The sequence below is a fragment of the Streptomyces sp. NBC_00289 genome (assembly GCF_041435115.1).
Classification (GTDB): Bacteria; Actinomycetota; Actinomycetes; order Streptomycetales; family Streptomycetaceae; genus Streptomyces.
The window spans coordinates 1417563-1443568 of record NZ_CP108046.1 but is presented as its reverse complement, the minus strand read 5'-3'; the positions used below and the strand labels follow the sequence as shown (position 1 = coordinate 1443568).

Here is a 26006-nt window from a genome sequence, read left to right as displayed (position 1 = left end):
ACGGAACGTCACGCCCCTGCCGGACGGAGCATCGCTCGTCACGGCCGTCCGGCCACACCGCCACCAGAGTTGTCACGCCGGTCCGGACGTTTCGCCGCCGCGTGCAACGGCCGCCATCGACCCCTGTCGGAGCCATCGAAGTGAATTCCCTGACCACCAGTGCGTTCGACCTCCCCGACCGTCTCTCCGCCAAGGCCGACCCGACGCTGATCGCGGGCGACGAGCAACACTTCGCGGCTGTCGCGCGGTGCCTCAAGGAGTCGATCGCCGAACTGTCCGACCGCCTCGACGCCGCGCGCAAGGCGCCCGGCGGCATCGGCCGCCAGGCGATGGAACGGGACATGGAAGTCCACCGGCTGACCGCCCGCCTGCGCACACTGCGGCGCTTCGGCCTCGACCTGTGCCTCGGACGCATGGTCGGCGTGGACGACTCCGAGCCCGTGTACGTCGGACGGCTCGGCCTCACCGACCGCGAGGGGCGTCGGCTGCTGCTCGACTGGCGTTCCCCCGCGGCCGAGCCGTTCTTCGGAGCCACCCACGCCGACCCGATGGGTCTGGCGAGCCGCCGCAGGTACCGCTGGACCCGTGGCCGGATCGGCGACTACTGGGACGAGGTGTTCACCGTGGACGGGTTCGCCGGGCACGCCGCGCTCGACGACCAGTCCGCCTTCATCGCCAGTCTGGGCAGCGACCGGTCGCCGCGGATGCGAGACGTGCTCGGCACCATCCAGGCCGACCAGGACGCCGTCATCCGCGCGGGGTCCCGCGGCGCGCTCGTCGTCGACGGCGGGCCGGGTACGGGCAAGACCGTCGTCGCGCTGCACCGCTCCGCCTACCTCCTCCACTCCGACCCCCGCCTCGGTCACCGCCGGGGCGGCGTGCTGTTCGTCGGCCCGCACCGGCCCTACCTGGCCTACGTCGCGGACGTCCTGCCCAGCCTCGGAGAGGAGGGGGTGCAGACCTGCGTCCTGCGAGACCTCGTCCCCGAGGGAGCGGCGGCAGCCGTCGAGGGCGACCCGGAGGTTGCCCTGCTGAAGTCGTCCGCGGACCTGGTGAGGGCGGTCGAGACGGCTGTCCGGTTCTACGAGGAGCCGCCCACCGAGGGGATGACGGTCACGACCCCCTGGTCCGACATCCGGCTCAGTGCCGAGGACTGGGCCGTGGCGTTCGAGACGGCGGCATCCAATGTTCCGCACAACGAGGCGCGTGAGCAGATCTGGGAGGAGCTGCTGAGCGTCCTGGTGGACAGGTACGACGGCGACGCCCCGGTCGACCAGCTCCGCGAGTCACTGCGGCACAACAGGGAGCTGCGCACCGCCCTCGACCGCGCCTGGCCGCTGCTCGAAGCGGCCGACCTCGTCGGAGACCTCTGGACGGTACCCGCCTACCTGCGGATGTGCGCTCCCTGGCTCGGCCGCGAGGACGTTCGGCGACTGCTGCGCGAGGACGCCCAGGCCTGGACGGTGTCCGATCTGCCGCTCCTGGACGCGGCCCGGCAGCGGCTCGGCGACCCGGAGGCGTCACGACGCGACCGCCGGCAGCGGGCAACCGTCGCCGCCGAACGCGAGCGCATGACCAGGGTCGTCGACGACCTGATCGAGGTCGCCGACGACGAGTACGGGACGGGCCTGGTGACGATGCTTCGCGGCGAGGACTTCCAGGACGCCCTGGTCGACAAGAGCGCGTCGCCCGGCACCGAACCGGATCTGCTCGCCGGTCCGTTCGCACACATCGTCGTGGACGAGGCCCAGGAACTGACCGACGCGGAGTGGCAGATGCTGCTGCTCCGGTGCCCGTCCAGGAGCTTCACCATCGTCGGGGACCGCGCGCAGGCCCGGCACGGGTTCACGGAGTCGTGGCAGGAACGGCTCGAGCGGGTCGGGCTCGACCGGATCAGGCTGGCCTCGCTGACCGTCAACTACCGGACGCCGGAGGAGATCATGGCGGAGGCCGAGCCGGTCATCCGGGCCGTGCTGCCGGACGCCAACGTGCCGACCTCCATCCGCCGCGGCGGCGTCCCCGTCGTATACGGATCTGCCACCGATCTGAGCTCGATCCTCGACACCTGGCTCGCCGCACATGCCGACGGGATCGCCTGCGTCATCGGCGATCCGGCCTTCCGGGCGACCTCCCGCGTCCGGTCGCTGACGCCGGAGCTGGCGAAGGGGCTCGAGTTCGACCTGGTCGTCCTCGTCGACCCGGTGGCGCTCGGCGAGGGCATCGAAGGAGCGGTCGACCGCTATGTCGCGATGACCCGGGCGACCCAGCGGCTCGTGGTCCTCACGAGCCCCTGACGCCGGACGACTTCCCTGCTCGGGCCGGTCCGGCGCAGGGCGGAAGTCGAACGGGCCTGCTGCAGAAGGTCATTCACGTGATCGAGGAGTACGCGCGGCACAACGGTCACGCCGGCCTCCTCCTCGAGCGCATCAACACCGGCGATCAGCCGCCCGCGTTCCTCGTCCACACGGACCGCTCGAACGGTGACGAGGCGCGGGTCAGGGCGTTTTCGTGGCGGACGGCTTCGCGGCCCTGTTCTTGCCCGTGCTGGTCCGCCCGGGCTTGGCGGGCGCGCTCTTCCGCCCCCTCGGGGCCTCGTCCGTGTCTGCCGTCGCTTGCGAGGACGCGGTCCGGGAGGATGCGGTCGGCCACTTGAGTTCGATCTCGAGCTCGATCTCGCCGTTGCCTGCCTCGATCTCCACCTCGCTGCGCAGGTTGTCGGGAATCCGCAGACTCACCTTTCCGGAGCCGAGGTCGAGTTCGGCGTCTCCACCTTCCCTGAGCGCGGCCGCGAGCGCCGTCAGCTGATCGGCGGCTTCACGGCGTGACAGCGAGCGCTTCTGCTCGAACTTCAGGTCCCTCATGTGCTGTCTCCGATCCGACGGAACGTTCCACCCGAGGTGTCCGCTTCTGTCACCGACGTCGACCCGCCGCGTCAGGTCACCCCTCGCCCGGACCGGGACGCGGCACGTTCGAGCGTGTTTCCCGACCCCTGCTCCGGTGCCGCACGGCCGCGATCGCCCGGGTCCGCGGTGGCCGGGCCGCCCCGTGCCTCCTCGCTCAAGCGTGCACCGCGACTGTGCTCACCGCACCCCGGACAATGCTCCCCGACTCGTGCGCCCCGCGACAGGCGCACACCCGTCGACCGGGGCGACCCGGCGGGGCTCCTCCGTGCCGGGCGCCGCCCGCGAGACCGACCGCTGACCGCGCGCGGCAGGCCGGGAGGCGGCACCCCGCCGGGGTCCGGGGTGCCCGCCGGGGCAGGGGCGCGGGCACGGCACCTCGCAGCCGGTCCGGTCCGTCACGGCGCAGTCGAAGGGCCGGCTACGGAGCTCCCGGCCCCGGGGCGGCCGCCGTCGCGTCCCGGGCACCGGAGAAGATGACACCGGGGTGGGTCGGGGTCTGGTTCAGCACCCACAGGCCGATCAGGGTGGCCAGGGTGAAGACGACGGCGACCAGGACGGCGAGGACGAGCCGGCGTCGGCGCTCCCGGCGCCGCCACTCGCCGCGCGCCGTGCGATAGGCGTCGGGCGCCGCCCGCACACCGCCGGCCAGCGCCTCCAGTGCCGCGCGCAGTTCCTTCTCGGTCTGTTCCGGGCCGGTCCGGTCCGGGCTGGTGTCGTTCATCGCCGGGCCTCCATCGCCTGGGTCAGGGCGGCGAGGCCGCGCGAGGTGTGTGTCTTGACGGACCCGCAGGAGATCCCCATCGCCGCCGCGATCTCGCTCTCCTTCAGCCCGAGCCAGTGCCGCAGCACGAGCGCCTCGCGCTGCCGGGCGGGCAACTGCTGGAGGGCGTCGATCAGCACGCGCTGGTCGTCGTGGAGGAGGGCGGTGCTCTCGGCGGAGGCGACGACCTCGTCCGGTGGGTTCACCACGTGCCGGCGGGCGACCTGGAGGTGACGTATGCGCATCCGGGTCAGATTGCAGACGGTGGAGCGCAGATACGCCTCCGCGGCCTCGATGTCCCGCAGCCGCCGCCACTTGCGGTAGATCTGGTAGTAGGCCTCGGCCACCACGTTCTCCGGGTCATCGGCGCCGAGCAGGACGGCGAGGCGCAGCATGGAGGCGTAGTGCAGCTCGAAGAGGCCGGCCAGGGCGGCCTCCCGCTCCAGGTCGTCAGGGTCGCCGGGAGCGGGGGAGAGGGTCTCGGCCGGACCTGCGGGCCGTGGCACCTGCGGCAGCGTGACGGGTGGGGTGTCTCTGCGTCTCACGGGTTGTTCGCTCCCGTCTCGGGGCTCCGCCTGACGGTCAGGCGGGACGGTAGGTCGGTCGAGTCGGCGCCACGCGGGACACCGAGACGTTCCAGGGCCGCGGTGCCGGCCGCGGCGACGGTCAGGTTGAGCAGCAGGGCCGCGAGACCGGCGTAGATCTCCAGCGGCTGTTCGCCGCTCCCGAGGGACACGACGGACGAGAACCCCTCACGGACCACCATGAAGGTCCCGGCAGCCATGCCCACGGCCCAGCCGGCCAGCAGCGCCCGCGGGTGCAGCCGGCCGGTGAACAGTCCGACGGCCACGGCGGGGAAGATCTGCAGGATCCACACCCCGCCGAGCAGTTGGAGATTGACCGCGTCCTGGTCGCGCAGCCCGAACACGAACGCGACCGCGCCCACCTTCGCGGTCAGCGACACCGCCTTGGCGATGCGTACCTGCCGCTTGGGCGTGGCGGTGGGGTGGACGTACTCGACGTACACGTTCCGCACGAAACTGGTGGCGGCGGCGATCGACATCACGGCGGCCGGGACCAGCGCGCCCACGGTGATCGCGGCGAACACGAGCCCGGCGAGCGGTGCCGGCATGAGCCGGTCGACCAGCATCGGTACCGCGGCCTCGGCACCGCCCTCCGGCGCCCGCACCCCCGCCGCCAGGGCCGCGATGCCGAGGAAGCCGAAGAGCGCGAGCAGTCCGGTCCAGGCGGGCAGTGCCACGGTGACCTTGCGCAGGGTGCGCGGGCCGTCGGCGGCGAAACCGGCGGTGAGCACGTGCGGGTACATCAGCAGGGCCAGCGCGGAGCCGAGGGCGAGCGTGGCGTAGGCGGGCTGCTGTGCGGGGGACAGCAGCAGGGCGGAGTGGGCCGCGTCCGCTCCGCCGAGCCGCCGTGCCGCGCCGTCGAAGACCGCGCCGGGGCCGCCGAGCCGGCCCAGGACCAGCCAGCAGACGGCGGTGAGGGAGACGAAGACGGCCACCGCCTTCAGCGCCGAGATGACCGCGGGCGCGCGCAGCCCGTGCCGGTACGTCGCCACCGCGAGCCCGGCGAACAACGCCACCATGACCAGATCGCCCGCCGCACCCCGCGGATACACGCCCCCGGCGGTCAGCACCGCCCGTATGCCGAGCAGTTGCAGCGCCAGGTACGGCATCGTCGCGAGGATCCCGGTCAGCGCGACCACCAGTGCCAGCGGCGGCGAACCGTATCGTCCGCGCACGAAGTCGGCGACGGTGACGTACCCGTGGCGGCGGGCCACGCTCCACAGGCGGCTGAGCAGGACGAAGGCGAGCGGGCAGACGATCACCGTGTACGGCACCGCGAAGAAGGCGGCCGCACCGTTGCCGTACGCCAGTCCCGGTACGGCGGTGAAGGTGTACGCCGTGAAGATCGTGCCGCCGAGCAGCAGCCAGGTCCACACCGGGCCGAGGCTCCGGTCGGCCAGGGCCCAGCCCTCCAGGGACGGCAGCCGGTCGTTCGGGCGCAGCCGGCGCGCGGTGACGGCGAGCAGCGACGCTCCGCCGATCACGGCGAGGAACGTCGCGGTCATGGCTCCGTCGGCCATGGGTCACCGTCCTTGGTGTGCCTGAGCTCTCGCGGGAGAGTTGCGCGAGCGGCCGGTTCCGATGACAGAAAACCGGCGGGAAATCTTCTGGAAATTCGCTGTCAACCACTTCCGGCGGGTGGGCAACTCTTGCACAGACCGACAGCCACGGGGAGAGGAGCGCAGGCCATGGCACGGACCGGTCACCACCGGCTGCGACGCGTCGCCGTCGCCGTACTGCTCCTCGCTCCCGCGGCGGGGCTGCTGTGGGTCCCCTGGTACGCCGGTGCGGACCCACGGCTCGCGGGGACGCCGTTCTTCTACTGGTACCAGCTCGCCTGGGTGCCGGGCTGCGGCCTCTGCCTGCTCGCCGCGTACGCGCTGACCAGGCACGAACGCCGCGATCCCTGATCCCCGCGCGCCTCCGCGCATCCGTACCGCCACACACCACCGTCGAGGTGAGGAGCCGCCATGTCCACGTCCGTCCTGCCCGAATCCGGTCTCCCGGCACCGGAAGGTCCGCCGCCCCCGCGTTTCCGTACGAGCCCGAGATCGGTTCTCCTGTGGAGCGCCGTCGCGCTCCTCGGGGCGCTCGCCTGGGGCGTCGTCGCGCTCGCCCGGGGCGAGCGGATCTCCGCGGTCTGGCTGGTGGTGGCGGCCCTCGGCTCGTACGCCATCGCCTACCGCTTCTACGCCCGTTTCATCGCCCGCCGGGTCCTCGAACCCGACGACCGCCGGGCAACCCCGGCCGAACGCCTCGAGGACGGTGTCGACTTCCAGCCGACCGACCGGCGGGTCCTGCTGGGCCACCACTTCGCCGCGATCGCCGGTGCCGGGCCACTGGTGGGGCCGGTGCTCGCGGCCCAGATGGGCTACCTGCCCGGCACCCTGTGGATCGTCGCCGGGGTGATCTTCGCCGGGGCGGTGCAGGACATGGTGGTGCTCTTCCTCTCCATGCGACGGGACGGCACGTCCCTCGGGCAGATGGCCCGCAACGAGATCGGCCGGGCGGGCGGGGCGGCCGCCCTCATCGCCGTCTTCGCCATCATGATCATCCTGCTGGGCGTGCTGGCGCTGGTCGTGGTCAACGCGCTCGCCCACTCCCCGTGGGGCACCTTCTCCGTCGCGATGACCATTCCGATCGGCCTCTTCATGGGCCTGTGGATGCACCGGATCCGGCCGGGCCGGGTCCTGGAGACCAGCCTGATGGGCGTGGCACTGCTGCTGCTCGCCATCGCCGGCGGCAGCTGGATCCAGGACTCCTCGCTGGCCGGCGCCTTCACCCTCAGCCCGACGACCCTCGTCTTCTGCCTGATCGGCTATGGCTTCGTCGCCTCCGTCCTGCCGGTGTGGATGCTGCTCGCGCCCCGCGACTACCTCTCCACCTTCATGAAGATCGGCACCATCGCCCTGCTCGCCGTCGGGGTCGTCGTGGCCGCACCCGTGCTGCGCGCCGACGCGGTCAGTGACTTCGCCACCTCGGGCGCCGGTCCCGTCTTCGCCGGTTCACTGTTCCCCTTCCTGTTCATCACCATCGCCTGCGGCGCGCTGTCCGGCTTCCACGCGCTGGTGTCCTCCGGGACCACCCCGAAGCTGATCCAGAAGGAGTCCCAGGTCCGGCTGATCGGCTACGGCGCCATGCTGATGGAGTCGTTCGTGGCGATCATGGCGTTGATCGCCGCGGCCACCCTCGAGCCCGGCCTGTACTACGCGATGAACGCCCCGGCCGGTCTCCTCGGCGCCACCGCCGAGTCCGCCTCCCACGCGGTGGCAGGCCTCGGCTTCACCATCACCCCCGACCAGCTGACGCAGGCCGCGAAGTCGGTGGAGGAACAGACGCTGATCGCCCGGTCCGGTGGCGCGCCGACCCTCGCCGTCGGCATGTCCGAGATCTTCTCCGGGGTCTTCGGCGGCACCGCGATGAAGGCCTTCTGGTACCACTTCGCGATCATGTTCGAGGCGTTGTTCATCCTGACGACGGTCGACGCGGGCACCCGGGTCGGACGCTTCATGCTCCAGGACATGCTCGGCAACGTCTGGAAGCCCGTCGGCCGGGTCAACTGGAAGCCGGGCATCTGGCTGTGCAGCGGCATCGTCGTGGCCGCCTGGGGCTACTTCCTCTACACCGGCGCCACGGACCCGCTGGGCGGGATCAACCAGTTGTTCCCGCTGTTCGGCATCGCCAACCAACTGCTCGCCGCCGTCGCGCTCACCGTCTGCACCACCGTCCTGATCAAGTCCGGCCGACTGCGCTGGGCGTGGGTCACCGGCATCCCGCTGGGCTGGGTGGTCGCGGTCACCTTCACCGCCGGCTGGCAGAAGATCTTCTCCGACGACCCCCGCGTCGGCTTCTTCGCCCAACGCGCGCGCTACGCCGACGGCATCGACGCCGGGCAGGTCCTGCCGCCCGCCAAGACGCTCGACGACATGCACACCGTGGTCGCCAACTCCACTGTCGACGGCGTCCTCATCGCACTGTTCCTGCTGCTGGTCGCCGTGGTGATCGTCAACGCGGCGGTGGTGTGCGCACGCGCCGTACGGTCCCGGGTACCGCTGCCGACGACCGAGGCACCGTACGTCGAGTCCCGTATCGACGTGCCCGAGCGGGACGCCGAGCCGTTGGTGGGGTCCCGATCGTGAACGCCCGCCGATGGGCGACGGCCGTGCGCTGGTATCTGCGTGAACTCACCGGCGAGGCGGAGTACGACCGCTACTGCGAGCGGCACCGCCGCCACCACCCGCTCGCCCCGCCGCCCACCCGCCGGGAGTACCAGGTACTCCGCACCCTGCACCGGGAGACCCACCCGCAGAGCCGCTGCTGCTGAGGCGCCGGCACCGACCGCGGGGCGGGCGGCGCGTGCCCGTCGTGACGCCGCCGCCCGCTGCGTGTCCCTGACGCCGCCGCCCGCCCCCGCGTTCCTGATGTCGGCGCCAGTCGCCGCGTCCCGTCAACCTCCGGCACCCGCCGCGGCTGCACGGCGGTCCCGCACTCCGCGGCCCGCTCGCGAACCCGGCCCGCGGCCAGGTGCCACACCCCCGCCCGCGTTCCCTCCTTCGGTGAGGCCCTTCGGTGAGACCGAGATGCTGAGACGTCGACCCTCCCTGCTCATCCGCCCCGAACTCGACGACCACGCCCTGCACACGACCCTGGCCGAACTCCGCCCCGCCCAGCAGCTCCACGGGCTCGGCGCCGGGCGCAGCCGCCCCGTGTGGGAACCGGCCGCCCGGTTGCTGCGCGCCACCGGGCGGGACTGGGACCGCCGGACGCACCGCGTCCGCGTATTGGCGCGGGCCGCGCCGGCGGCGGTCTTCGAGGGGTGGGCCGCCGCCCGGCCCGACGACGGTGACGCCCTGGTGCTGCGCGCCTTCGTGCTCTCGGCGCGGGCTGCGGCCGACGGACGGTCTGCCGCCCGGACGGCGGAGCAGGCGTGTCTGCGCGCCGCCACGGCCTGCCCCGAGGATCCCGCCCCGTGGCTGGCGTTGCTGGATCTGATGCACGCGTACGCCGTGCCGGTCCGGGACGCCGTGCCCGTGTGGACCGAGGCCGTCGGCAGGGCCCCTTGGCATCGCGCCGCCTACCACCGGCTGCTGAGGTACCTGTCTCCGCGCGGACACGGCGCGGTGGCCGACATGATGGACTTCGCCGGGCAGAGCGCCACCCGGGCACCGCTCGGCTCACCCCTCGCCCTGTTGCCCGTCGCGGCCCGCGTGGAACTCGTCGCCCACCGCCGGAGCCAGAACTCCCTCACGGCGCTCGGCGCCGACGGCCACTGGAACGAACCGCGGGCGGCTGAGGAGATCGACGCGGCCCTGAACGGCTGGTTCCGGACCGCCGCGGCACCGCACGCCGAGGCGGTCACCGATCTCAACATGCTGGCCTTCGCCCTGGCCCGGACCCACCGCCCGGCCGACGCCGCACCCGTCTTCCGCCGCATCGGCCGCCACATGACCCGCCATCCCTGGGACCTGCTGCCCGAACCGCAACGCACCTTCCTGTACTGGCGCGACCGTCCGGACCGACGAGCTCCGTGACGGGACACCGCTCAAAAGCCCATGGAGGAAGGACGATCCGGCCGGTCCCGGGCCAAGAGGCGTCCCACCGTGGTCGTTTACGTAGTTCCACGGATGCCGCCGGGTGCCGTGCGGTGAAACGCTGCGAGACGTCAAGTCGGTCCGGCCGAAGGGGAACTCGGCCGGTCCTCTCGCTCTACGTGGGGATCTCCTATGCGCGTACGCGCCGTATCCGCCCTTGCCTCCGGTGCCGCCGTCCTTGCCGTTCTCTCCCTGCCCACGGCCGCCCAGGCGCAGCCGCTTCCGAACGCCGCGGGCCGGCTGCAGGGCCTCGCCGTGCAGCCGAACGTCAGGCTCGGCAACGCCGAGTTCAGCAACGGCGTCGTCAACGGCGGCAAGGACATCGTCATCGGGACGACCGCCAGGAAGACCTTCAAGGTCACGTACGACGTCTACGACGCGAACGGTGTCGTCCTCTCCCAGGCCTTCCTGTGGCAGGGCACCGACAGCTCCGACGTCGACACCATCACCGGCGCCCTGGAGGCGAACGACACCGCGGACTGCACGGCGTCGACCACCAGCACCGGCCACTACAGCTGCGAGGCCACCTTCACCGTGGACCCGAAGCGCGACCTGGCCGGGAACGGTGTCGCCGGTACCTGGAAGCTGATCCTCGGCGTGTACGACTTCTACGCGAACGTCAGCACCGACGACGACGTCACGCGGACGCTGATCAAGCGCGCGTCCAAGCTGACCGCCGACGCCTCGCCGGAACCGGTGAAGAAGGGCAGAACCATCACGGTCAAGGGCAAGCTGACCCGGGCCAACTGGGACACCGGCACCTACCAGGGCTACAAGGGGCAGTCCGCGAAACTGCAGTTCCGCAAGAAGGGCAGCAGCGTGTACACCACCGTCAAGACCGTCACGAGTTCTACCGGCGGCGCCCTGACGGCCACCACCGTGGCCAAGGACGACGGGTACTACCGCTTCGTCTACGCGGGAACCAAGGCCACCCAAGCCGCCAAGACCGCCGGGGACTTCGTCGACGTCAGGTGACCGACCGAGGAGGCACAGGGGGCGTGGAGGTGGTGGGCTCGCCGACGGTGAAGCCCGGACCGACCTCTCAGGCCTGTTCCAGCTTCTCGATCTGAGCGGAGACGAGCGCCTCGGGCACCTCGGCCGCGGAGTCGGTGCCGGACACGGTGGAGAAGAGGACGACCGTGGCGCCGCTGCGCACGACGACGAAGGCGTCCGAGGTGTCCCCGTCGGTCTTCAGGTGGAAGGCGACGGCGTCGTCGCCCGCGTCAGGGGCCTTGGCGGTGTCGGCGGTGGTTCGGGCGGGCACGCCGCCCGTGTAGGCGGTGCACGTCTTCAGGGCGGTTCGGAGACCGTCGAGGACGCCTTGCGCGTCGGACTGCTCGTAGGCCATGAGGCCGACAGTGGTGGCGGAACCGGCCGCGGAGCCGGAGGTGGCGTAGGCGAGGAGTCCTTCGAACGCCTTGGGGGCCGGGTCCGGGGAAGCGGTACGCATGTTCTCCAGTGGCTGACAGGCCGCGGGCGCGGCGGTGCCACCACCGGCGGGCTTGGCCGGGAAGGCGGCGACCTGGAAGCCGTCCGCGTCACTGCCCGACAGCGCGGCGGACTTCAACTGAGCGGCGCTGAGCGGGTCGCCGGGTCTCTCGGACGACGCCTCGGCGGATGCGGGCGCGGATCCCGGCGCCGACGGGGACGTCGACCCCGACACTGAGGGGGAGACCTTCGCGTCGGAACCGTCGCCGTTGCCGCCGCTCCGGCATCCGGCTGCCAGGAGCGCTGTGAAGAGGACCGTCGCCGTCATTCCGAACCGCACTCGCTGACTCCCCGCCCTCGGTATCAACCGATTCGACCACAACTTCTCAGCCTCGTACCGTGAATGGGGCAAAGACAACCGGCTGCACGCCGTGTCGCCGTGTGCCCGAGGGTCCGTCCGACCGCATCCTCGCGACCTCACCACGTGGACCGGGTTGGCAGGTGTCCGTTGGTCCGCACCCTCACAGCTGACGCCAGACGCGGGCGATGCGGCCCAACCGGGTGGGTTGATAGGGGTCGTAGCCGGGTGTGGTGGCGAGGCGGCGGAGCAGCTCGAACTGGCTGGGTGCCCGCTGGCCGTCGCGGATCGGATTCCACTCGTCGGCGACCGGCCACTGCTGCAACTGCAGCTCGATACCCGGGCGCCACTGATCCCAGGTCCGGCCGCCGACCCAGCCGAGCTGGCGCAGCTCGAGTTCGTCCTCACACAGGCGCAGGTAGAGACGCACGGCTCGTTGGGCGTCTTCCGGCAGGGGGGTCGGGCCCTGTATGCCGACGAGCGCCTCTGTGGGAAAGCTGTCCAGGATCTGCCAGTACCGGGCGATGTAGGCGTCCTCGATGGTTTTCACGCGGGCCCGGGCGGCGCTGGCCGAGCTGGTGATCAGTGTCAGCAGGGCGATGCCGGCGGCGCCGAGAGTGATCCAGTCTGCCGGGTCCACGTCGTGTTCCGTTCCTCGAATCCGGGGTGGGGCTGCCAGACAGTACCTGCGACGAACCGAAGGCTGCCGACGGGGGTGTGCGGAGTCCGGGGAGCCGGGCCCGGCGGGGTTCAGAGGTGGATTCCGTACTCGGACAACCACGCGGCGGCCGAGTCAACGGACGTACCCGGCGCACGGGTTGTACCGCCTGTTCGGCACGTGAGCGGTCTGTCCGTGGCCGGCGAGGCCGTCTCAGTGCCGGTCCGCGTCGAACTGGGCGAACATGTCGAGAAGGGGGCGGGGAGCGCTCGGGTCGAAGATGATCTCCAGGCCCCGGGCAGAATCGTTGGCGGTCTCCTCGGAGCGCGGGAACAGGATCTTCTCGTACTCGGCCAAGGCGGCCTCGGTGTCGCCGGGGTGCTCGGCCAGGGATCGGCCGAGGTCCGCGCCGTCGATCAGGGCGAGGTTGGCGCCCTCTCCGGCGAAGGGTGACATGAGGTGGGCCGCGTCGCCGAGGAGGGTGACACCCGGCGTCCTGGCCCAGCGGTGGCCGACGGGCAGGGCGTGGATGGAGCGCGGCACGAGCGGGCCGTCCGCCTCGGCGATGAGGTCGCGGAGGCCGGGGGCCCAGTCGTCGAAGTACGTGAGCAGGGCGGACTTGGCGGCGTCGGCATCGGTGAAGTCGATCGTGCCCAGCCATGATTCGTCCGCGCGCAGGGCCACGTAGACATGCAGACTGCCGTCCGTCTCGCGGTGAGCGAGGAAGCCCTTCTCGTCGCCGAGCGCGAAGAACATGCCGCCGCCGATCAGTCGCGCACCCTCGGGGTGGCGGGCGTCCGCGTCGAGCAGGTCGAGTTCGACGAACGAGACACCCGTGTAGGCCGGGGTCGCCGCGGACACCAGGGGTCGCACACGGGACCAGGCGCCGTCGGCGCCGACGAGCAGGTCCGTGGTGAACACCGTGCCGTCGGCCAGCGTGACCTCGTGCCGGCCGTCACCCAGTGCGCGGCAGGAGAGTGCCCTGGCGTTCCAGCGGACGGTGCCCTCGGGCAGGGAGTGCAGCAGGAGGTCGCGCAGGTCGCCGCGGTCGATCTCGGGGCGGTCCCCGGCGCCGTCGTCCGCTTCCTCACGCAGGACGTGCGCATGCTTGTCCAGTACGCGCAGCTGCTCGCCGCCGGGGTGGACCTTGGCCAGGAAGTCCTCGTACAGGCGGGCTTCGCGCAGCGCGGCCTGACCCGTTTCCTCGTGGATGTCGAGCATGCCGCCCTGGGACCGTGCCTCGGGTGAGGCGTCCAGGTCGAAGACGGCGGCCCGCAGGCCGTTCACGTGCAGGACGCGGGCGAGGGTGAGGCCGCCGAGGCCGCCGCCGATGACGGCGATGGGGTGGTGGAGGGCAGTCATGACACATCTCCTGGTGACGGTGACGGTGACGGTGACGGTGACGGTGACGGTGGGGGTGGGGTCAGGGACCGGTGGGCGCGGCTGGGCCGGGCCCGGGGGTGGGGGTGTGGATGACGCCGTTGATCAGGACGTGGAAGCCCCAGGACAGGCGCGCGCGCGGCGGGCCGGACAGCAGCTGGGCGCCCAGGGCGGCGATCCGCGGGTGGGTGCGCTCGTCAGCGGTCATGACGGCGTGGGTGAGCGCGTCCCGGTCGTCCTGGGCGTCGGACGACTGGCCGCGGGTGGCGTGCTCTGCGGCGGTCGCGGTGGCGTACTGCATCAGCACGTCGACTCCCCAGGCCGCCTGGTCTCCGGGGACACCCCCCTCGTCCAGAAGGGCCAGAAGCGCCTCGATCAGGCGCAGGTAGTGCGGTCCGCCGGGGCGGGCCACCAGCGCCGAACGTGCCAGACCGGGATGGGTGAAGAGCATCAGCGTGTAGGCGGTGAGCAGTTCTTCCAGGCGCTCGCGCCATGACCCGCCCACCGGATCGGGCAGGCCGCCCAGCAGTTCGTCGAGGACGGCCGCGTGCAGTTCAGCGGTGTTGCTGACGTAGACGTAGAGGGAGGCCGGGCCCGTGTCCAGCTCCTGCGCCAGTCGGCGCATGGTGACCTTCTCCAGGCCTTCGGCCCGCATGATCTCCACGGCGACCGCCACGATCCCGTCCCGGGTCAGTGCGGGCTTGGCGGGCCGCTCGCGACGACTGCGAGGTTCGGGGCGAGGTTTCATGCCTCCCACGATAACGAACATGTTCGTTGAGAACAAGTTCTGGACGAACATGTTCGTTGGTGGTGAACGCCTCCGGCTGCTTCGCGTGTCGGGCGCCGGTTCCTGGACGGCCGACGACGGCTACCGCCCCGTCGCCGCAGGCTCGTACAAGCTGAGCCGAGTGGGAGCCGGCCGGTCGACTGCGCCTGAAATGGCGGCTGGTGACGGTCTGTCATCAAGTGGCCGTGCTGTCGGGCCGTAGGACCCATGGTCGCTGGTCCCTATCCCCGGCAGGGAGAGGCGGCGGGGTTCGGGTCGGCCCATACTCGAACCCATGAACGGAACAGTGCGGCTCGGGGACTTCCTGCAGGCGCGACGCTCGCAGCTGCGTCCCGAGGATGTCGGGATGCCCACCTACGGGGAGGCGCGGCGCGTGCCGGGTCTTCGGCGTGAGGAACTGGCGGTGCTCGCGGGCGTGAGCGCGTCCTACTACGCCAGGCTGGAGCAGGGGCATTCGACGAACGCGTCGGCGGAGGTGCTGGACGCGATAGCCCGGGCCCTGCGACTTGACGAGTTCGAGCGTCTGCACCTGCACGCCCTGGCCCGGTCGGCCAAGCATCGCGGTCGGCGCCGGCGGCCCACGCCCGAGCGCGTGACGGCGGCGACCGGTCAGCTGCTGGACTCGATGACGGACATCCCCGCGATCGTGACCGGCCGCCGCAGTGACGTCCTGGCGTGGAACCGCCTGGGACACGCGCTGTTCGCCGGACACCTGGACCCCGGTGCCGCGGACCGGCCGGACGAGCGCCCCAACATGGCCCGACTGGTGTTCCTCGACGCCCACACACGCGACCTGTACACGGACTGGCCGAGCAAGGCCAGGGCGGTGGTGGGGAACCTGCGTCTGGTGGCGGGCCAGTACCCGGACGACTCCGCGCTGCACGAGCTGATCGGTGAACTGAGCGCGAGGAACGAGGACTTCGCCTCCATGTGGGCCGACCACCGCGTCAGGTCCTGTGACGTCGCCGTCTACGAGATGCGACATCCGCTGGTCGGCACGCTGACCGTCACCCAGCAGACCCTGGGCCACGGAGGGGGCCCCAACATCGTGGTCGCCACCGCGGAAGCGGGTTCGCCCTCACGGGCCGCGCTGACCCTGCTCGCCCAGGCCGTCACCCCGGCCGCCCCGGCGCGCCCGCGGACCCGCATCGACGCCGGCTGACCGCACCACGCCACCCGGGCGCTCGACCGCGGACCCGCATCGACGCCGGCTGACCACACCACGCCACCGGGCGCTCGACCGCGGACCCGCGTCGACGCCGGCTGACCACACGACGCCACCGGGCGCTCGACCGTACCGGCGAGGACCCGTCCTACGACCTCTCCACGCCATGAGGCGCTCGGCCGGTACCCGCGAGGACCTGTCGGCGACCCCACATCGCCACCCGGCGCTCGGCCGGCATCCGCGAGCGCCCGTCTCACCGGGCATGGCCGCCGACCGGCCGCTGCCCGAACCAGCAATGGCGCACCGTGCCCCGGGCGCCAGTCATCCGTCCCTGTGCGTCGGCCCACCGCTGCCGCATGTCCGAAAACAGTGAAGGAATCATGATCAAGAAGCTGTCCAAGACCGCCGTATCGGCCGCTGTCCTGACCGCGGCCGCCGTCGTGACGATCAGCCCGATGCCGGCTTCGGCCACCTCGGCCCCACTGAACGCGCGGATCGCCGCGCACTTCGACCTGGCCGCGGGCCAGACGCCGGAGAACATCGCACTGGCCCCCGACGGCACCGCGTACGTCACCTTTGCCGCCGCCCGCCAGGTCGCTCGGATCACCCCCGGAGGCAGCGCCCGCGTCCTGGCCACACTGCCCGAGCCCGCTGACGGAGGCGTCCACACCCCGGTCCTGGGCTTCGCCCTGACCACCGGCATCGTCCGCGCCCACGACGGCACCCTGTACTTCCTCTACGCCACGGGCACCGCCGACCTCACCGGCCTGTGGCGGCTGCGCCCCGGTGGTGAACCGCAGCGCATCGCCGCGCTGTCGGCCGCCGGCCTGCCCAACGGTCTGGCCCTGGACCGGCGGACCCACACCCTCTACATCACCGATTCCGTACTCGGCACCATCCAGAGCGTGCCCACCACCGGCGGCACCCCCACCACCTGGTCCGCCGCCCCCGAACTGGCCCCCGCGGGGTTCCTCGGCGCCAACGGCCTGAAGATCCACAACGGGGCGGTGTGGGCCACCAACCTCGACAAGGGAACCGTCCTGCGTATCCCCGTCCGCCACGACGGCCGCGCCGACCGGGTCCAGACGCGTGCCACCGGCCTGACCGGAATCGACGACTTCGCCTTCAGCGGCCACGGCAACCGGATCCTGGCCACCCTCAACGGCCCCAGCGAGGTCGCGCTCGTCCGTCCCGACGGCACCAGCTCCACCGTCCTGTCCGCCGCCGACGGCCTGCAGAACCCCACCTCCGTCGCGCTGCGCGGCGACACCGTCTACGTACTGAGTGCCGCCTACGTCACCGCAAAGGACCCCAACCTCATCCTCGCCCGCAAGAACGGCCGGTAGGGCTCGGCCGGTTCACGGCGCCGGAGCAGCAGCCCGGCGGCCCCCCGACGACAGGTCCGCGGGGACCGGGTTCGGAGGGCCGTCGGGCCGCCCCGGCCGACTCGACGGTGAGGGCGGGGCGTCGAACACGGACAAACGGGGCTCCGTGCGAGATGCTGCCCCAGTCCAGGCCCGGGGTCTCGGCACACGGCCGGCCCCCAGGGCGCCCCATCGCCTGTGCGAAGGATCCCGTCATGGCCGCCTCGCCCGAACCTTCCCTCGACGACACCCATCGCTTCGACGAACTGCGCGCGCTGTTCGTCAACTGCACGCTGAAGCGATCGCCGGAGCTCAGCCACACGCAGGGCCTGATCGACAAAAGCCGGGCGATCATGGAGTCGCGGGGGGTGGCCACGGAGGTGGTGCGCGCCGTCGACCACGACATCGCGCCCGGCGTCTACCCGGACATGACCGAGCACGGCTTCGCCACCGACGCCTGGCCGGCGCTGTACGAGCAGGTGATGGCCGCGGACATCCTGGTGCTCGCCGGCCCCATCTGGCTGGGGGACAACAGCTCCGTCACCAAGAAGGTCGTCGAGCGCCTCTACAGTTGCTCGAGCCTGCTCAACGCCGCCGGCCAGTACGCCTATTACGGCCGCGTCGGTGGCTGTCTGATCACCGGCAACGAGGACGGCGTGAAGCACTGTGCCATGAACGTCCTCTACAGCCTTCAGCATCTGGGCTACACGATCCCGCCACAGGCGGACGCGGGCTGGATCGGCGCCGCGGGACCGGGCCCGTCGTACCTGGATCCAGGATCGGGCGGCCCGGACAACGACTTCACCAACCGCAACACGTCCTTCATGAGCTGGAACCTGATGCACCTGGCCGCGATGCTCAAGCGGGCCGACGGCATCCCGGCCTACGGCAACCAGCGCTCGGAATGGGACGCCGGCTGCCGGCCGGGGGCGGACAACCCCGAACACCGCTGAGTCGGGGACCGCCGCCGGCTCACGCGGGCCGGGGCGGTCCGCCCATGCGGAGCGCCTGGGTCACGAGTCGAGGATCCTGCGCTTCTGCTCCTCGAACTCGGCCTCGGTGAGCACGCCCTGTGCCTTGAGTTCGCCGAGCTGCTGCAACTGGTCGATCTTGCTGCTCATGTCGGGGGGAGGGGGCGCGGCGGCGGGTGCCGGCTGCTGAGGTGCGTTCGCCTCGGATCCACCCTGCTGGGTCGCCCACCGTCCCTGTTGGCGGCGAGAGACACGATTCGACACGGCGGTCGCCGTTCCGGCGACGACGGCGGTACGCGCGACGCCGCGGAGTAGACCTGGCATGGCTGTTTCCCTTCTGCGCGGCGGTGCTCGGAAGCCGGCCGGAACGCCGCTCAGTGAGCGGCTTCGGCCGCGTTGAGCGCGTCGAGGACGGCGGGCACGGGAATTCGCCCGGAGGCGACCATTCTGGCGCCGCCCCGGCGCAGGGCGGTGGCGAACGGAGCGGCCCACAGGTTCTCGTAGACCAGGATGCCCGCGGAGCTGCCGGGCTGTAGCGCGGCGCCCGCCTCGACGATGTCGTCCTGCCCGAGGAGACCGGAGGACGCGCCCTCGAAGACCGCCAGGTCGAGTTCGCCGTCGCCGGTGAAGTCGGCGATCTCCATGCCGGACATGGAACCGTCTTCCTCTTTCCTGACGAACATCAGGTCGAGGATCCTGATCACGCCTCGGTCCACCAGATCGACCAGCAGGGGGAAGCCCTCGCCGGTCATTCGGTTACCGGGGAACTCGACGACGACATAGTCGATCGGGCCCACTTCTTCGAATTCGTCGCTCACTGCGTCACCTCTGGTGCTCGCGGCTCCCCTGTGCACCCCCTGTAGGCCAATTGCACCATCGGACCCGGGCCTCCGCACCTCGGTGGGCCGTGGTGGCACCGGAGGGACACCGCCCGTCGGGAGATCGCGTGCGGGATGGCTGTGCCGCTCATAGTCTGGTGGTGCTCGGGGCAACTGCGGAGGTCTGCCATGCCCCGAACCATCTGGTCCGGAGCCATCAGCTTCGGTCTGGTCACGGTACCGATCCACGTGCAGTCGGCGAGGGAGGACCACTCGATCCGCTTCCACCAGTACCACCTGGCCGACATGGGCCGGATCCGTACCCGCAAGGTGTGCGAGGTGGAGGACCGTGAGCTGTCGAACGCGGAGATCGGCAAGGGGTACGAGTACTCCAAGGACAAGGTCGTGCCGATCAGCGACGAGGACCTGAGCAACCTGCCGCTGCCGACGGCGAAGGCGATCGAGATCGAGGCGTTCGTGCCGCTGGAGTCCATCGACCCGATCCGGATCGGGGAGGGCTACTACCTGGCCCCGGACGGCCAGGTCGCGGCGAAGCCGTACAAGCTGCTGCGTGAGGCGCTGGCGCGTTCGTCGAAGGTGGCCATCGCGAAGTACGCGTGGTCGGGTCGTGAGCGGCTGGGCCTGTTGCGGGTACGTGAGGACGCGATCGTGCTGCACGCGATGCGCTGGCCGGACGAGATCCGAGACCCCTCGGAGCTGCTGCCGCCCCCGGTGGAGCTGAGTGAGCAGGAAGTCGAGGGCGCGCTCGCCCTGATGGACAGCATGAGCCGCGAGGACCTCGAAGGGCCGGAGTTCCAGGATGCGTACACCGAGGCCATCGCGAAGATCATCGAAGCGAAGCGGGAGGACCGCGAGCTGCCCGAGGTGCCGGAGCCGGAGAAGCCGGGCCAGGTCCTGGACCTCATGGCCGCGCTGACGCAGTCCGTGCAGAAGGCCAGGTCCGCCCGTGGTGAGAGCGCGGACGCCGAGGTGCACGAGCTGCCGAAGCCGAAGAAGAAGGCAGCCGCGAAGAAGACGGCGGCGAAGAAGCAGCCGGCCAGGAAGGCCGCGGCGAAGAAGACCGCGGCGAAGAAGTCGACGGGACGCCGGCCGCGCAGCGCATGAGGGAAGGGTCCGGTTCCGTGGCGAGGGAAGGGCAGCGCTCAGAAACTGGTCTCGTGCTGGGAGGCACGCCCCGCGGTCGCTCGGTGAGTCCCGGGCTGACGCGCGTGGACGAGCGACGTCGGTCGCGGACCCCGACGCGGGAAAGCAAGCGGGCGGCCGCATAAGTCCAGGATGTGGAGTTGGGTGTCGGGCTGGCAGTGGATGCAGGCGCCGACGCCTGTGGCGAGGAGGCGGCGGGCCTCGTCGCGGCCGACGGGGCGCCGGCGTGTGCCGGCCATGTGGCAGTCGCCGGCGTGGACCTGCACGGGTGGGCGTCCGGTGCTGATGCCCAGTTCGACGATCCATTCCGGCTTCGCGGGCCGGCTTTCGCGGCCGTGCTCCGTTTCGGCCTGCCGCTGCTCCAGGGTCGCGATCTTGGCGTTGATACGGCTCAACCAGAGGGTGTGCCAGATCCGCAGGGTGTGCAGACGGTCGAGGTCGGGCGGCAGGTCATCGAACATACATTTGATTCTATGCCCATGATCCAGAGCCGCGCTCTCGTGTGGCCGGTGTCCTGTACCGCGGTCCCTCCCGCATGTCTCGCCCGCAGTCCTCGGTTGAGCTGCTCGGCCAGTCCGACGACGATGCCCTCGGGGCCGCGGACGTAGCTGGGGGCGAGTGACACCGGCGCACCGGGTGTAGACGCAGCGTCAAGAGACTGTAGATCGACTGCCAACGACAGCCTGACAGTGATCGGGCATTCTCGATCTTGCGAACACGGGGGCGGCTTCGGTCGCGCAACTGCTCCCCTCCGCGACTGCGGAGGGGAGTGTGGGGGAGGGGCACACGTCCCCCCGGGCCAGAGATCCGAGGGCACGGTGGGGACGCTGCCTGCCGTCTACTCCCGCTCCCGCTCGGCCGACGCCTAATGGGAGCTGCCGGGTCGGAGAGACTCGGTGCCGTAGCCGCCAGCAGGTGAGCACTACCGACGCCGGAACCGTTCGAGTTCTGGGTTCAGACCGTGCCCCTGCTGGTCGGCCGGGAGGCCAGACCGCTGATGGGGTGGCGTGCCTGCCCCGCGGGGCGTGAGCACTGAATCCATTAGGCCGCGCGCCGTGCCTTCCGCAGGCTGCACCGCCCTGTGCCGTACGTGATTGGGGAGAGTCTGTTGCTGCTGATCGGTGATGACTGGGCCGAGGACCACCACGATGTCGAGCTCCAGGACGAGACGGGCCGCAAGCTCGCCGCGGCGAAACTACCCGAAGGCGTGGAGGGCATCGCCAGGCTGCACGAACTCGTGGGCCGACACGGTGGTGAGGGCCTGGACCCGGCCGGGGTGGTGGTGGGGATCGAGACCGACCGCGGTTCGTGGGTGCAGGCCCTGGCCGCCTCGGGTTACCAGGTCTATGCGATCAACCCGCGGCAGGTGGCCCGTTTCAAGGAGCGCTACGGCACTTCCGGGGCCAAGAGCGACAAGGGCGACGCGCACGCGTTGGCTGACATGGTCCGCATCGACCGGGACCAGCTGCGGCCGGTGGCCGGCGACAGCGAACAGGCCCAGGCCGTCAAGGTCGTCGCCCGCGCCCATCAGACCCTGATCTGGGAACGCACCCGCACCTTCCAGCGGTTGCGCACCACGCTGCGCGAGTACTTCCCTGCCGCCCTGAACGCCTACGCCGACCTGACGCTGAACAGCACGGACGCGATGGAACTGCTGATCAAGGCCCCTACCCCGACGGCAGCGGCGAAGCTGACCCGCACCCAGATCATTGCGGTCCTGGCCCGCGCCCGCCGCCGCAACCGGGACGCGAAAGCGGTCACCATCCAGACCGCCTTACGCGAACAGCAGCTCGGCCTGCCCGAGCCGGTCACCGCCGCCTACGCGGCCACCACCACCGCACACGCACGGCTGATCATCGCGCTGAACGAACAGATAGCCGCGATGGAAGAGCAGGTGAAGGCACATTTTCTCGCGCACCCGGACGCTGAGATCTACCTCTCGATGCCCGGCATTGCGGAGATCACCGGCGCCCGGGTGCTCGCCGAGTTCGGGGACGACCCCGCCCGATACGCCAGCGCGAAGGCCAGAAAGAACTACGCCGGCACCAGCCCCATCACCCGGGCCTCCGGTAAGAGCCACACCGTCCAGTCCCGCTACGTCCGCAACAACCGTCTCGCCGACGCCCTCCAGCACCAGGCATTCGCCGCCCTGCGCGTCTCACCCGGCGCCCGCCGCTACTACGACAAACAACGCGCCCGCGAAGCGGGCTACAACCCCGCCCTACGCCAGGTAGGCAACCGCCTCGTCGGCATCCTCCACGGCTGCCTCAAAACCCGCACCACCTACAGCGAAGCAACCGCCTGGTCACACCACGCCCAGACACACGCCCCTTGACGTCAAACGACATGGGGTGTCTGAACCGATTCCCGCGCCGGTGCTGCTGTCGGCATCCTTCCACGTGGAGATCATGCCGATGCCGTTGCGTGCATCACGCGGGATCCGTAGGGGCGTTGGGGTGCTGGGGTGCTGGGGTGCTGGGGTGCTGGGGTGCTTGGGCGAAGGGGCTGGCCCGGGGCCGTGCGTCTTCCCGCCCGAGCGGCTCAAGTGCCGTACTGGTAGGCCGGGTAGGTCAGACAGCCGGTATCGCCGCCCTCATAGCCGGCCGCTGACTTCAGCCGCGCCCATCGGTCATGCCGGCGACAGCGGAGCATCGAACAACACCGACGGACGGGACACCGCCGACATGACTGACAGCGTCAAGGGCCCTGCCGGCTACTTCCCTTCGATCGAGAAGAAGCACGGTCGCCCGATAGCGGAGTGGAAGGACCTCATCCGCTCATCGCCCCTGACCAAGCACATGGAACTCGTGAACTGGCTCAAGGCCGAACACGGACTGGGCCACGGCCACGCCAACGCCCTCGTCGCCCACACCCTCGCGGAAGGACGCGACAATAGGTCCCGAGCGAGCTCATGTGCGAGATGCCGGATCGACAGCCGACAGGTAACGTCGACAGGAACTCGCGAGACAGGCGCAGCTCGTCGGATGTCGCCGCCGGCCCGGTCGTCGCGGCCCCCTTTCGCAGCCCCCGCGCAGGCGCCCGTCAGGTGACCGATCCGGTCCGGCGCGGGCGCCCGCGCCGGACGAGGAGTTCTGTCGATGAACCACCTGAGACGCGTCGGACGCAGCGGACGTGAGGTCGTACGGGCCCGCGAGCCCGCGCGTCACGTCGCACCGGCCCGGCCGGTCCGATGAGGCCCGTCGCACCTGGCCGGCGGGCCCGATGAGCTCGCGCCCGCCGCCGACCCCGCACCGCATGTCCGAGGCGGACTTCCGCGCCCTGTACCGATCCCTGCGCGAGCACGCGCACAGGCCCGGGGCCGCCCGGCACGGTGCCCTGGGTGAGCTGACGCCGGAGCGTGTCCTGGCCGCCGTCTCCGGGGTTCGGTACGGCCGTACGGTGTCGATGGCCGCCCCGATCGAGACCGGCTCGGGCCCCGACAACCCACAGCCCGCTTCCCATGAGATGACCGCCGCGGTGGACCCGGACGACGCGGGCGAGGGCGTGCGGTTCCTTCGGGACCGGTTCGCCATGAACGTGCACGGGGACGCCGACAGTCACCTCGACGCGCTCTGCCACGTGGTGTTCGACGGGAAGCTCTTCGGAGGTGTCCCGGCGAGCGGCGCGACGCCGGACGGGGCGGCCGACCTGACGCTGGATCCGGTGCGGAACGGCATCGTGGGCCGAGGTGTGCTGCTGGACATCCCCCGCCTGCGGGGCACGCCCTGGCTCGCCCCGGGCGAGCACGTGACCGCCGGCGACCTGACGGCCGCCGAGACCGCACAGGACGTCACGGTGGGCCAGGGTGACCTGCTGTTCGTACGCGTCGGACACCGTCACAGGCGGCGGGTCCAGGGTCCCTGGAACGCGGCACAGGAACGCGTGGGCCTGCACCCGTCAGCGATGCGCTTCCTGGCCGAGCGGCGGGTGGCCGTCCTCGGATCGGACGGCAACAACGACTCGGCGCCCAGCGCGGTGGCGGAGGTGCCGTTTCCCGTGCACGTACTGGCGGTCAACGCGCTCGGTATGCACCTCATGGACTATCTCGACTTCGAGGCGCTGGCGTCGGCGTGCGGCGAGCAGGCCCGCTGGCACTTCCTGTGCGTCGTCGCCCCGTTGCGGCTGCCGGACGCCACCGGCTCTCCTGTGAATCCGATAGCGGTCCTCTGACCTCGTCGGGGCGCGGACAGCCCCGGATGCCGTATCGGCGCTCGGGAGATACGTTCGAAAGAGGGACCTCCGGCTCCGCAAGCGGCCGGTGACCACAGCAGCGAGGACGGTGGTCGTCATGGGCGACTCGACCGGGTACGACGTCATCATCATTGGCACCGGCGCCGGCGGTGGAACGCTCGCCCACCGACTCGCCCCGTCGGGCAAACGGGTCCTCGTCCTCGAGCGCGGTGACTACCTGCGACGCGAACTCGACAACTGGAGTTCGACGGCCGTGTTCGTCAGGGGCAAGTACCGGGCTGCGGAGTTCTGGCTCGACCGGCACGGGAACGAGTTCCCTCCGGAGGTCAACTACTACGTCGGCGGCAACACCAAGTTCTACGGCGCGGCGCTGTTCCGGCTGCGGCCCGAGGACTTCGGGGAACTGCGCCACCACGGCGGTCTCTCTCCCGCGTGGCCGCTGCGCTACGAGGACATGGAGTCGTACTACACCGAGGCCGAGCACCTGTACCTGGTGCACGGCCGACACGGTGAGGACCCCTGGGAGGGCCCGAGCAGCGGCCAGTACGCCTACCCGCCGGTCGAACACGAGCCGCGCATCCAGCAGTTGAGTGACGACCTGGAGAAGCAGGGGCTGCATCCCTTCCACCTGCCCATCGGCGTCGACCTCACCCAGGACGAGAACGGCGAGGCCACCCACTCGAGCGTCTGCATCCGCTGCAACCGGGTCGACGGATTCCCGTGCCTGGTCCGCGGCAAGTCCGACGCCCAGGTGATCTGTGTGGAACCGGCCTTGCGCCACCCAAACGTCGAGATGGTCACCAACGCCCGGGTGACGCGGCTCGAGACCGACCCGACGGGCCGTAGTGTCACCGCCGTCGTCGCTCGACTCGCCGACGAGGAGGTCCGCTTCTCGGCGGACGTCGTGGTCGTGGCCTGCGGGGCGGTCAACTCCGCCGCACTGCTGCTCGCTTCGGCGAACGACCGGCATCCGGGCGGCCTGGCCAACTCCTCCGACATGGTCGGCCGCAACTACATGCGGCACAACAACCTTGCCCTGATGGCCGTTTCGAAGGAGCCGAACGACACCCGGTTCCAGAAGACCCTCGCCCTGAACGACTGGTATCTCGGCGCGGACGACTGGGAGTACCCCCTCGGCGGCATCCAGATGCTCGGCAAGTCGGACGCCGAGCAGATACACGGCGAGGCCCCCCGCTGGGCCGGAGCGGCGGTCCCGGACATGCCCTTCGAGGTACTGGCCCATCACGCCGTCGACTTCTGGCTGTGTGGAGAGGATCTGCCCCAGCCCGACAACCGGGTCACCCTGGACGACGACGGCCGCATCCGCCTCACGCTCGACGAGACCAACAACACGGCCGGCCTCGAGCGGCTGCGGCACAAGCTCCAGCACATGCTCGGGCACCTCGGGATGCACGAGCACCACCTGCTGTCCCACAGCATCTACCTGCACAAGGGCATGCCCATCGGGGCCACCGCCCATCAGGCGGGCACCGTGCGGTTCGGCGCCGATCCGCAGTCGTCCGTCCTGGACGTCAACTGCAAGGCGCACGACGTGGACAACCTGTACGTCGTCGACACGAGCTTCTTCCCGAGCATCGGCGCGGTGAACCCGTCGCTCACCGCCATCGCGAACGCCCTGCGCGTGGGTGACCACCTCGTGGAGCGACTCGGCTGACCTGACGGCACAAGCGACGGCACCGGCCGTACGGCACCGGTACGTCACCGGCGAACGGCACCGGAATCGGCGTACGGCACCGGAATCGGCGTACGGCACCGGAATCGGTGTACGGCACCGGAATCGGCGTACGGCACCAGCACCGGCGTAGGACATCGGCGACCCGCCGACCGGGCGAATCACCCAGCCGCTCGGCCCAACCCGAGCCC

Annotated in this window: 24 protein-coding genes and 1 pseudogene; 14 read left to right on the top strand and 11 right to left on the bottom strand. The window is 71.0% G+C overall.

Annotated elements, in window-relative coordinates; translation table 11 throughout:
- Window positions 1-140 precede the first annotated feature (140 nt).
- Window positions 141-2294, top strand: coding sequence for an RNA polymerase recycling motor ATPase HelR (helR, locus tag OG985_RS07145; protein ID WP_371667373.1), 2154 nt, complete (start codon window positions 141-143; stop codon window positions 2292-2294).
- A gap of 201 nt (window positions 2295-2495) precedes the next feature.
- Here helR and OG985_RS07140 read toward each other — a convergent pair whose 3' ends face one another.
- From OG985_RS07140 to OG985_RS07125, 4 genes are all read right to left on the bottom strand, one after another.
- Window positions 2496-2861 carry an amphi-Trp domain-containing protein gene (locus OG985_RS07140; RefSeq protein ID WP_371667372.1) on the bottom strand — a complete coding sequence of 122 codons (366 nt, stop codon included), beginning with the start codon at window positions 2859-2861 and terminating at the stop codon, window positions 2496-2498.
- Between the two features lie 460 nt (window positions 2862-3321).
- The gene (locus OG985_RS07135; RefSeq protein ID WP_371667371.1) at window positions 3322-3624 is read right to left on the bottom strand and encodes a hypothetical protein; all 303 of its coding nucleotides are present in this window, start codon (window positions 3622-3624) and stop codon (window positions 3322-3324) included.
- A complete protein-coding gene (locus OG985_RS07130) occupies window positions 3621-4208 on the bottom strand; it encodes a SigE family RNA polymerase sigma factor (protein WP_371667370.1) in 588 nt (195 codons plus the stop codon). Before OG985_RS07130 ends, OG985_RS07135 begins: the two co-directional genes overlap by 4 nt.
- Complete coding sequence (locus tag OG985_RS07125; RefSeq protein WP_371667369.1) at window positions 4205-5767, bottom strand: sodium:solute symporter; 1563 nt, start codon at window positions 5765-5767, stop codon at window positions 4205-4207. Before OG985_RS07125 ends, OG985_RS07130 begins: the two co-directional genes overlap by 4 nt.
- A gap of 168 nt (window positions 5768-5935) precedes the next feature.
- Between OG985_RS07125 and OG985_RS07120 the strand changes: the two genes are divergently transcribed.
- The 5 genes from OG985_RS07120 (at window position 5936) to OG985_RS07100 (ending at window position 10813) form a co-directional block, all read left to right on the top strand.
- Window positions 5936-6157 (top strand): DUF3311 domain-containing protein, encoded by a 222-nt coding sequence (locus tag OG985_RS07120; protein WP_371667368.1) that lies wholly within the window; start codon window positions 5936-5938, stop codon window positions 6155-6157.
- Window positions 6158-6217: 60 nt separating this feature from the next.
- Window positions 6218-8386 carry a carbon starvation CstA family protein gene (locus OG985_RS07115; protein WP_371667367.1) on the top strand — a complete coding sequence of 723 codons (2169 nt, stop codon included), beginning with the start codon at window positions 6218-6220 and terminating at the stop codon, window positions 8384-8386.
- Window positions 8383-8571: a YbdD/YjiX family protein gene (locus OG985_RS07110; RefSeq protein WP_371667366.1), complete on the top strand. Its 189-nt coding sequence runs from the start codon at window positions 8383-8385 to the stop codon at window positions 8569-8571. Before OG985_RS07115 ends, OG985_RS07110 begins: the two co-directional genes overlap by 4 nt.
- 256 nt (window positions 8572-8827) lie before the next feature.
- Window positions 8828-9778 carry a hypothetical protein gene (locus tag OG985_RS07105; RefSeq protein ID WP_371667365.1) on the top strand — a complete coding sequence of 317 codons (951 nt, stop codon included), beginning with the start codon at window positions 8828-8830 and terminating at the stop codon, window positions 9776-9778.
- 192 nt (window positions 9779-9970) lie between these two features.
- Window positions 9971-10813, top strand: coding sequence for a hypothetical protein (locus tag OG985_RS07100; RefSeq protein WP_371667364.1), 843 nt, complete (start codon window positions 9971-9973; stop codon window positions 10811-10813).
- Window positions 10814-10880: 67 nt separating this feature from the next.
- On the opposite strand, the gene OG985_RS07095 is transcribed toward OG985_RS07100, so the two are convergent.
- From OG985_RS07095 to OG985_RS07080, 4 genes are all read right to left on the bottom strand, one after another.
- Window positions 10881-11606 (bottom strand): hypothetical protein, encoded by a 726-nt coding sequence (locus OG985_RS07095; protein ID WP_371667363.1) that lies wholly within the window; start codon window positions 11604-11606, stop codon window positions 10881-10883.
- Between the two features lie 181 nt (window positions 11607-11787).
- Window positions 11788-12264 carry a hypothetical protein gene (locus tag OG985_RS07090; RefSeq protein WP_371667362.1) on the bottom strand — a complete coding sequence of 159 codons (477 nt, stop codon included), beginning with the start codon at window positions 12262-12264 and terminating at the stop codon, window positions 11788-11790.
- Between the two features lie 231 nt (window positions 12265-12495).
- Complete coding sequence (locus tag OG985_RS07085; protein WP_371667361.1) at window positions 12496-13644, bottom strand: FAD-dependent oxidoreductase; 1149 nt, start codon at window positions 13642-13644, stop codon at window positions 12496-12498.
- A 61-nt stretch (window positions 13645-13705) separates the two neighbouring features.
- A complete protein-coding gene (locus OG985_RS07080) occupies window positions 13706-14410 on the bottom strand; it encodes a TetR/AcrR family transcriptional regulator (protein WP_371667360.1) in 705 nt (234 codons plus the stop codon).
- A 313-nt stretch (window positions 14411-14723) separates the two neighbouring features.
- On the opposite strand from OG985_RS07080, the gene OG985_RS07075 reads away from it, so the two are divergent.
- The 3 genes from OG985_RS07075 (at window position 14724) to OG985_RS07065 (ending at window position 17931) form a co-directional block, all read left to right on the top strand.
- Window positions 14724-15611 carry a helix-turn-helix domain-containing protein gene (locus tag OG985_RS07075; protein ID WP_371667359.1) on the top strand — a complete coding sequence of 296 codons (888 nt, stop codon included), beginning with the start codon at window positions 14724-14726 and terminating at the stop codon, window positions 15609-15611.
- A gap of 383 nt (window positions 15612-15994) precedes the next feature.
- On the top strand, window positions 15995-16960 hold the full coding sequence (locus OG985_RS07070) for a hypothetical protein (RefSeq protein ID WP_371674286.1): 966 nt from the start codon (window positions 15995-15997) through the stop codon (window positions 16958-16960).
- Between the two features lie 233 nt (window positions 16961-17193).
- Entirely contained in the window at window positions 17194-17931 is a 738-nt protein-coding gene (locus OG985_RS07065; RefSeq protein ID WP_371667358.1) for a flavodoxin family protein, read from the top strand.
- Between the two features lie 60 nt (window positions 17932-17991).
- On the opposite strand, the gene OG985_RS07060 is transcribed toward OG985_RS07065, so the two are convergent.
- Window positions 17992-18273 carry an SHOCT domain-containing protein gene (locus tag OG985_RS07060; protein ID WP_371667357.1) on the bottom strand — a complete coding sequence of 94 codons (282 nt, stop codon included), beginning with the start codon at window positions 18271-18273 and terminating at the stop codon, window positions 17992-17994.
- Between the two features lie 50 nt (window positions 18274-18323).
- On the bottom strand, window positions 18324-18767 hold the full coding sequence (locus tag OG985_RS07055) for a DUF6325 family protein (protein WP_371667356.1): 444 nt from the start codon (window positions 18765-18767) through the stop codon (window positions 18324-18326).
- Window positions 18768-18956: 189 nt separating this feature from the next.
- Here OG985_RS07055 and OG985_RS07050 point away from each other — a divergent pair, with 189 nt between their 5' ends.
- On the top strand, window positions 18957-19892 hold the full coding sequence (locus tag OG985_RS07050; protein ID WP_371667355.1) for a Ku protein: 936 nt from the start codon (window positions 18957-18959) through the stop codon (window positions 19890-19892).
- A gap of 38 nt (window positions 19893-19930) precedes the next feature.
- On the opposite strand, the gene OG985_RS07045 is transcribed toward OG985_RS07050, so the two are convergent.
- Complete coding sequence (locus OG985_RS07045) at window positions 19931-20392, bottom strand: DUF6233 domain-containing protein (protein ID WP_371667354.1); 462 nt, start codon at window positions 20390-20392, stop codon at window positions 19931-19933.
- Between the two features lie 647 nt (window positions 20393-21039).
- On the opposite strand from OG985_RS07045, the gene OG985_RS07040 reads away from it, so the two are divergent.
- The 4 genes and pseudogenes from OG985_RS07040 (at window position 21040) to OG985_RS07025 (ending at window position 25797) form a co-directional block, all read left to right on the top strand.
- On the top strand, window positions 21040-22266 hold the full coding sequence (locus OG985_RS07040; RefSeq protein WP_371667353.1) for an IS110 family transposase: 1227 nt from the start codon (window positions 21040-21042) through the stop codon (window positions 22264-22266).
- Window positions 22267-22615: 349 nt separating this feature from the next.
- Window positions 22616-22816 (top strand): annotated as a pseudogene (locus OG985_RS07035) (DUF4287 domain-containing protein); the annotation flags it as partial.
- Between the two features lie 370 nt (window positions 22817-23186).
- Window positions 23187-24101: a cyclase family protein gene (locus OG985_RS07030; RefSeq protein ID WP_371667352.1), complete on the top strand. Its 915-nt coding sequence runs from the start codon at window positions 23187-23189 to the stop codon at window positions 24099-24101.
- Window positions 24102-24219: 118 nt separating this feature from the next.
- Window positions 24220-25797: a GMC oxidoreductase gene (locus tag OG985_RS07025; protein WP_371667351.1), complete on the top strand. Its 1578-nt coding sequence runs from the start codon at window positions 24220-24222 to the stop codon at window positions 25795-25797.
- Window positions 25798-26006 lie beyond the last annotated feature (209 nt).

Coding starts and splice junctions, on each gene's coding strand:
- OG985_RS07140 (WP_371667372.1), bottom strand. CDS start 2,861: ATGAGGGACCTGAAGTTCGAGCAGAAGCGCTCGCTGTCACGCCGTGAA.
- OG985_RS07135 (WP_371667371.1), bottom strand. CDS start 3,624: ATGAACGACACCAGCCCGGACCGGACCGGCCCGGAACAGACCGAGAAG.
- OG985_RS07125 (WP_371667369.1), bottom strand. CDS start 5,767: ATGGCCGACGGAGCCATGACCGCGACGTTCCTCGCCGTGATCGGCGGA.
- OG985_RS07120 (WP_371667368.1), top strand. CDS start 5,936: ATGGCACGGACCGGTCACCACCGGCTGCGACGCGTCGCCGTCGCCGTA.
- OG985_RS07115 (WP_371667367.1), top strand. CDS start 6,218: ATGTCCACGTCCGTCCTGCCCGAATCCGGTCTCCCGGCACCGGAAGGT.
- OG985_RS07105 (WP_371667365.1), top strand. CDS start 8,828: ATGCTGAGACGTCGACCCTCCCTGCTCATCCGCCCCGAACTCGACGAC.
- OG985_RS07100 (WP_371667364.1), top strand. CDS start 9,971: ATGCGCGTACGCGCCGTATCCGCCCTTGCCTCCGGTGCCGCCGTCCTT.
- OG985_RS07085 (WP_371667361.1), bottom strand. CDS start 13,644: ATGACTGCCCTCCACCACCCCATCGCCGTCATCGGCGGCGGCCTCGGC.
- OG985_RS07080 (WP_371667360.1), bottom strand. CDS start 14,410: ATGAAACCTCGCCCCGAACCTCGCAGTCGTCGCGAGCGGCCCGCCAAG.
- OG985_RS07075 (WP_371667359.1), top strand. CDS start 14,724: ATGAACGGAACAGTGCGGCTCGGGGACTTCCTGCAGGCGCGACGCTCG.
- OG985_RS07070 (WP_371674286.1), top strand. CDS start 15,995: ATGATCAAGAAGCTGTCCAAGACCGCCGTATCGGCCGCTGTCCTGACC.
- OG985_RS07065 (WP_371667358.1), top strand. CDS start 17,194: ATGGCCGCCTCGCCCGAACCTTCCCTCGACGACACCCATCGCTTCGAC.
- OG985_RS07060 (WP_371667357.1), bottom strand. CDS start 18,273: ATGCCAGGTCTACTCCGCGGCGTCGCGCGTACCGCCGTCGTCGCCGGA.
- OG985_RS07050 (WP_371667355.1), top strand. CDS start 18,957: ATGCCCCGAACCATCTGGTCCGGAGCCATCAGCTTCGGTCTGGTCACG.
- OG985_RS07045 (WP_371667354.1), bottom strand. CDS start 20,392: ATGTTCGATGACCTGCCGCCCGACCTCGACCGTCTGCACACCCTGCGG.
- OG985_RS07030 (WP_371667352.1), top strand. CDS start 23,187: ATGTCCGAGGCGGACTTCCGCGCCCTGTACCGATCCCTGCGCGAGCAC.
- OG985_RS07025 (WP_371667351.1), top strand. CDS start 24,220: ATGGGCGACTCGACCGGGTACGACGTCATCATCATTGGCACCGGCGCC.